Source organism: Zavarzinella formosa DSM 19928 (genome assembly GCF_000255705.1).
Classification (GTDB): domain Bacteria; phylum Planctomycetota; class Planctomycetia; order Gemmatales; family Gemmataceae; genus Zavarzinella; species Zavarzinella formosa.
The window spans coordinates 156,844-162,539 of the sequence record NZ_JH636451.1 but is presented as its reverse complement, the minus strand read 5'-3'; the positions used below and the strand labels follow the sequence as shown (position 1 = coordinate 162,539).

General features: G+C 65.6%; 6 protein-coding genes and 1 pseudogene. All 7 read right to left on the bottom strand.

Translation table 11 applies throughout. From position 1 onward, the window contains the following. The coding region (locus tag BGIM_RS65325) for a hypothetical protein (protein WP_029631886.1) at window positions 1-489 on the bottom strand (489 nt) is incomplete at its 3' end. Between the two features lie 3 nt (window positions 490-492). Then, a complete protein-coding gene (locus tag BGIM_RS0143325; protein WP_020475828.1) occupies window positions 493-1,881 on the bottom strand; it encodes a hypothetical protein in 1,389 nt (462 codons plus the stop codon). Between the two features lie 10 nt (window positions 1,882-1,891). Further along, the gene (locus BGIM_RS0143320) at window positions 1,892-3,130 is read right to left on the bottom strand and encodes a vWA domain-containing protein (RefSeq protein ID WP_020475827.1); all 1,239 of its coding nucleotides are present in this window, start codon (window positions 3,128-3,130) and stop codon (window positions 1,892-1,894) included. Beyond that, window positions 3,127-3,972 carry a hypothetical protein gene (locus tag BGIM_RS0143315; RefSeq protein ID WP_020475826.1) on the bottom strand — a complete coding sequence of 282 codons (846 nt, stop codon included), beginning with the start codon at window positions 3,970-3,972 and terminating at the stop codon, window positions 3,127-3,129. The genes BGIM_RS0143320 and BGIM_RS0143315 overlap by 4 nt, the downstream gene beginning before the upstream one ends. A 34-nt stretch (window positions 3,973-4,006) precedes the next feature. Then, on the bottom strand, window positions 4,007-5,002 hold the full coding sequence (locus tag BGIM_RS55630) for an ATP-binding protein (RefSeq protein ID WP_020475825.1): 996 nt from the start codon (window positions 5,000-5,002) through the stop codon (window positions 4,007-4,009). Window positions 5,003-5,050: 48 nt separating this feature from the next. Continuing rightward, complete coding sequence (locus BGIM_RS0143305; RefSeq protein ID WP_020475824.1) at window positions 5,051-5,248, bottom strand: hypothetical protein; 198 nt, start codon at window positions 5,246-5,248, stop codon at window positions 5,051-5,053. A 150-nt stretch (window positions 5,249-5,398) separates the two neighbouring features. Further along, window positions 5,399-5,696: pseudogene (locus tag BGIM_RS55625) on the bottom strand (transposase); the annotation flags it as partial.

The window sequence follows — 5,696 nt, the reverse complement described above, 5'->3', positions numbered from 1 at the left end:
TTGCTGGACGGCGGCGGCCACCGTGAGAACGGACCGGGTGACCGGCCCGCCGTAACCGGCCGCCAGTCCCACGGCGACCAGCCCGCCCAGGCCGCACAGCCAGGAGCGGCTGAGTCGAAAGAGCCAGAAACCGGCGTTGACGGCCAGTGAGATCGCGGGGGCCGAAAGCAAGGGAGGGGGCGGGCTCGCGGCCTGTTCCGTCATGCCAGTGTCGCACTCTCCGTCGTGACCGCCGTGCCACTCCCGATCCCGGCCTGGATAACCCTGTTCGTCCCACTCATCGAAATCATTGCCGGCCCGGCGGTCGTCACCGAAGGGCCGATCCCAACGGGGAAGCTCCCTTCTGGCGATCAGAACTTCCAGGACCTCGCGGACCGTCGCGGCGATCGCCTGGCTCAACTCCGAGGCGACCGCCGCCCGGAGCTGCCGTCGCAGATCGTCAATGACGTCAATCAAGCCGGCCAGCTTGCGGGAAATCAGCGATGTCATGGCTCATCCCCCCGTGCCGAGCTTGAGTTGTTGAAGACTGCTCCACGCGGATTCGATGGCCTTGCGCTGGCGGCGATGGCTCTTCAGCGAGGCGACCAGCCGGGAGGAGCGGGCCAGGGCCTCGCCCAGCATGGCCCGCAACGCCTCGGCCTCGGCCAGCGGATCATTTGGCTCGCCATCGTTGGGCTCGGGCCCCGGACGGGGATCGGGCGGTTTCATGTCGGTTCTCCGTTGAATCAGGGACAGGGCGGGTTTGGAAGCGGCGGGACTGGCAGTCGGCTCACTGGTTTGAGGATCAACGGCAACCGAGCCGATCATCGACGACTGGTCGAGCTGGGCGAACAGGTAGGAATTGGGTCCGTTGGCCGCCAGCAGGCTGTCACCGGCCTTGCGGGAGGAGAACTCCCGGAATCCCAGCAGCAAGGCCCGGTGGAGATATCGGCGATCAATTGTCCATGCCGTTGCCGGTCCGTTGGCGATGGAATCGGCCAGGCGAAGTTCGACCGGCCTGGCCGCGTCGTTTTCACGGGCTCGCACACAACACGACGGCCCGACGCCGATGGTCACGGGGGCGTGTTCGTCGCCGGCCCCCGGCATCTTTGGCAGCCCCGCCAGCAACGCCGCCGCGTCGTCGTCGCCGACCTTCAAGCGGACGCCGCCGTTACGTCGAAGGACGGAGCCGACATCGGGGAACCGGGCCTCCCTCTCCTCCGTCAGCCAGACCAGCCACTCGCCGATGCCGACGCACAGGCCCGTCGGGGTGCGTCCGACCCGGACGTGAGACTCGCCCGCCCATTCCCTCATGCCAAACAACGGGACCGCCGGAACCAGCAGGTCGTCGTCGAACGGAAAGGCAAAACCGCCCATGACGAGGGCCTGTCTGGCGTCGGTGCCGATCACCTGTCCCGCGGAGCCGCGGATCTGAAGCCGGGTCAGGTCGTAACAGGCGTTTCCGTTGGTGGCGCACCGCCCCGCCTCATGCAGGGCCTCAAGCAGCGAACGGCCGGTGTCGGCGAACGTCGACGGCATGGCGGGAAGGCCGGCGTCCTCCGTCGAGGCGATGTGAAACGTCGCGGACTTGGGAAGCCCGCGGTCGGTCCAGGCGGCCCGGCCCTCGGTCGTCGACGCCGCCTCCACGGTCACCGGGGAATCATCACTTCCCTCGATGCGCGCCAAGAGTTCCAGCGGAATCGCCAGATGTCTCTCTTGGGCTGGCGGCGTCGGGAGCCGGCATCCGATGGCGGCCTCTTCCAGCCGCACAAATACGAACGTCCCCTGTTTGCCGGAGATCATTCTCAACACAGTGTCAGGTCCGCGCGGCCGTCGCTTGGACGCGCAGCGGCGAACGGCGGCCCGAAGCAGGCGGGCCTGTCGCCGGGTCAGGGCAAACATGATTTTCCTTTCAGGGATTGAGAGAAACGGCCACCCGGCGGCCAAACGGCGGCCCGGCCGGGTTGTCGCCGACAACGGCCCACAACACGGGCATGTCCGGTGACCGGTCGGGGAAATCGGTCCAGAGATCGGTCAGACAGACGACACAGGCGGGATGGAGGCCAAGAGATTCAATCCGGTCGAACACGCACTCGTGGGACGTGCCGCCCCCGCCGACGGGTTCGAGCCGCAGGTCGCCGTCTCCCGATGTCCACTGTTGGACATGCCGGATGGCGGTGTCGTGGAACAGGATCGTCGCGGAACAATGGAAAGCCGACAAAATCTCCGTCACCTCGGCCGCGAAAATCGAAAGTTCTTTCTCCGTGACCGAACCCGACGTGTCGATGGCGACGACCACGTCTCCCAATTCTTCCGAACAAAGTCCCGGCAAATACAACCCTTGGGCGATGTGCCGGCGGTTGGGCCGGCTCCAGGAATAGTCGTTCTTCGCCGTCGACGACACAAACTCCCGCAACACGTCCCGCCAGTTCGTCGTCGGCTCCAAGACCTCCCGGACGGCCCGTCCCAAGCCGGCCGGCAGATCGCCTTTCAACCGGGCCGTCTGCTCGGCCTGGGCCAACGCGACCCGCCATTCGGCTTCCTGGTGGCTGACTTCGGCCGGCGATGTGTTTGTCGGCTCGACCACCCGGCCGCACCCGCCGGGATCAGGAGTTTCTTCTCCTTCAGCCCGGTTGGTTTTTTCCGCCTTGGATGATGCCGTCAAGGCGGCGTAATACTCCTCGGCCGATTTTCCGGTTGGCAAACCGGCATAACTTATCTCGCCGGGCATCAGTCGGCATTTGGGGAGAACATAACCGCTTTGGACCAGCAACGGGTTGACCGCCAGGTCGCAGGCGATGTTCCAACGGCGGGCATCTCGGTCGCCCCGACGGCAGTGATGGCACAATGCGTTGTGCATCACCTCATGAACCATCACCCCCAGCAACTCCTCCGGCGTCAGGTCGGTGACAAACTTGGGTTCATACAACAATTGCCGGCCATCCGTGGCCATCGTGCCAACGGTCCAGTCGGTTTGCGGGGTCAGCCGCAGGGCCAGGGTGGCAAAAAACGCTGATTTGGCGTCCCGCCCCAAGATCAGACGTGCCCTCGCCCCAGAGATTGACCTGGCGGCCCGCTCCTCCAGCCGTTGCCTTGCGACCACCGTCTCAATGGAGTCAAAGCCGGCGTCCGTCAGGGTATTCCCGCTCATGGTACCGCCCCCGCCGGTTCGGCCGAGATGAGCAGCGAGGCCATGGCCGCCGCCTGGTCGGCCTCGTCAACCGCCTGATGTAAGCCCGACAGGGCGATGCTCAGGATGTCCTCATACAAGTTGACCTTCCGCCGGAGTTCGGCGGCTTGACGCTTGCGGGTCTCCAACGCGCGGCCCCCCAATTCGCCGCTGCTCACCTCCGTTTGAATTCGGGACGCCTCCGCCCGCACCTCGGTGATGACGGCGTCACGCACGGCCCGGACGGCGTCGGCGTCGAGTTTGTGGCGCAGCACGTACACCGCCGACGGGCGGCCCTCGGATGATTTCTCCACCGCCTCCGCCGCCTGCGTCCAGTCGTCGAGTTTGGGACCGGGAACCCAATACACCGCCCCGCCGGGACGCAAACGAGTGCCGCCCAGCGACTCCACGATGCGAACCATGGCGGCCGACATTTGTGCGGCCGGGATGCGGACGGCATGACGGCGGCAGGCGTCGTGGATCAGCGACGCGCGTTCGTCTAGCGGTTCGATGTCAAGACGGATCGGATCGGGACAGGCGACCTTCGCCACCAGTTCGGTGACGTAGGCGTTGTTCGTCCGGCCTCGCTCCTCCCTGACCACGGTAAACCCATCCCGGTCGGCCAGCGGCCGCACCAAGACGCGAGAACCGCCCAGGACTTCCTCCAGGGCGTCCCGCAGCACCGCCGAGGGAAGCCGGGGTTCGGGGACATGATTTTCCAAATCAAGCGGGCGGAAAGCCTCTCTTAATTTGTCGCGGTCGGTGTGGTCGGCGAGGGTCCAAAAGACCACGCCGCCGCCGATGTCGAGGTTGTTCTCGACCATGATGATTCTCCTTGTGATTGATGGTGGTTTGGAATCAGACGGAAGTGAAAAAGCCCCTGGCCCGGGCGTCCCGAATCCAGCCCTGCACGGCGGGCAGGGAGGCCAGTTTTGCGTTGAGGGCCAAAGCGTCCCGCATGGCCAGCAGGGCGAATTCCTCGGGCAGCCGGGTGGCGTAGGTCACAAAGTTCGCCAGCGGGGAACTCCCCTGACGGCAGCGTTCCACCAAGGCCCCCGCCAAGGCGTACAACACCGCCGGTTCCCTCGGGATCGGACTCGTGGCGGGTTGCGTCAACACCGAGTCAATGTCCGGCAACTCCCGGAACAAACGCAAAAAAGCCACGAACTCGGCGGCCGGTCCCTCGCCCACGCAGCCGGCGACAACGGGAAGCAGTAACTCCGCGGGCGTGAGTTTCAGCGTGTCGGAGACGAACGACCAGGAACGCGGCGTGGGAAACGCCCGCTGGTTGCTCTCCGGTTTGAACTCAAACAGCAAGCCGGGCCGGAACCGCAGAAAAGCCCGCACCTCGGCGGCGACGTTCGCGGTGACGGCCCACGCCTGCCAGTCGTCGGCCGAGACTTCCACGTCCAGATGAACAAAGCGATTCAACAACGGCGAGATCAAACGATGGGTTCCGGCCCGATCCTCGCCACGATTGCCAGCGGCGATGACGCTCCAGCCCTCCGGCAGTTCGTACTCGCCGAGCTTGCGGTCGAGGGTCAGTTGCAGGCACGCGGCCTGCACCAGCGGCGGGGCCTGGGCCAGTTCGTCCAGGAACAACAGCCCCTTGCCTGCTTTGGGGAGAAAGGCCGGGGGACACCAGACCGCCGTGCCGTCCACGACGCTGGGCAGCCCCCGCAAATCGACCGGGTCCAGCAGCGTGGCCCGCACGTCAACCAGTGACAGGTTATTCGCATTCGCCGCCTGCCGCACCAGGCTGCTCTTTCCAATGCCAGGCTGGCCCCACAGATAGACGGGACGTCTGGTCGGGATCAGGGCCGCAAGTGTGCGGACCAATTCCATCGGACGCATCGGGATGCTCCTTGAAAGGGGATGATGATCGAACCATCGGGGGGACGGTCAGCGGGACGAGCTGAGCCGCACGACAATGAGGGGTGTCTGCTCGGCGACGACGACGGCGACCGCCTCGCGCAACCGGGCGATGAATCGACGCGAGACCAGCAGGTCCCGGACGGCCTCGGCGTCCGTGTCGGACAGGTCGTCCGGAACCCGCATCGTCACGTGATACTGCTCGACCAGCAGATACTTGCGGGACATGGATGCTCCTTGAACAAGGGTGGAATGAAAAGGCCGGACGATCAGCCCGGGCCGATTCGGGGCCTGCCCGACATCGGCCCGGATCTAACCATCCGGCCCTCAGGTATTGTGACGCAAAACAAGCGATTATTTAGTGGTGCATCCGCCAAGTTATCGCACAGATGGCGGGGTGGCGACGCCGGCCGGCCGACGGGGCCGGTGACGCCGTCGTCGGCCCCAGTGAAATGGATGTCGGTGCGAGTTCCAGTAAGCCGTCGCCCGGTTCACCGCCTCAACGATCTCCTCCCATGTCCCGAATCGTCGGCCCTTGAGCGCCAGGGACCGCAGGATCTTCCACCACGGCTCGATCAGGTTCAAGTACGCCGCCGCGACCGGCTGGAAGACAAACTCCCATCGCGGGCATGCCACGTTGAACAACAGCACGTCGCGGGATCCGTGGGCGGCCAGG

Coding starts and splice junctions, on each gene's coding strand:
- BGIM_RS0143325 (WP_020475828.1), bottom strand. CDS start 1,881: ATGTTTGCCCTGACCCGGCGACAGGCCCGCCTGCTTCGGGCCGCCGTT.
- BGIM_RS0143320 (WP_020475827.1), bottom strand. CDS start 3,130: ATGAGCGGGAATACCCTGACGGACGCCGGCTTTGACTCCATTGAGACG.
- BGIM_RS0143315 (WP_020475826.1), bottom strand. CDS start 3,972: ATGGTCGAGAACAACCTCGACATCGGCGGCGGCGTGGTCTTTTGGACC.
- BGIM_RS55630 (WP_020475825.1), bottom strand. CDS start 5,002: ATGCGTCCGATGGAATTGGTCCGCACACTTGCGGCCCTGATCCCGACC.
- BGIM_RS0143305 (WP_020475824.1), bottom strand. CDS start 5,248: ATGTCCCGCAAGTATCTGCTGGTCGAGCAGTATCACGTGACGATGCGG.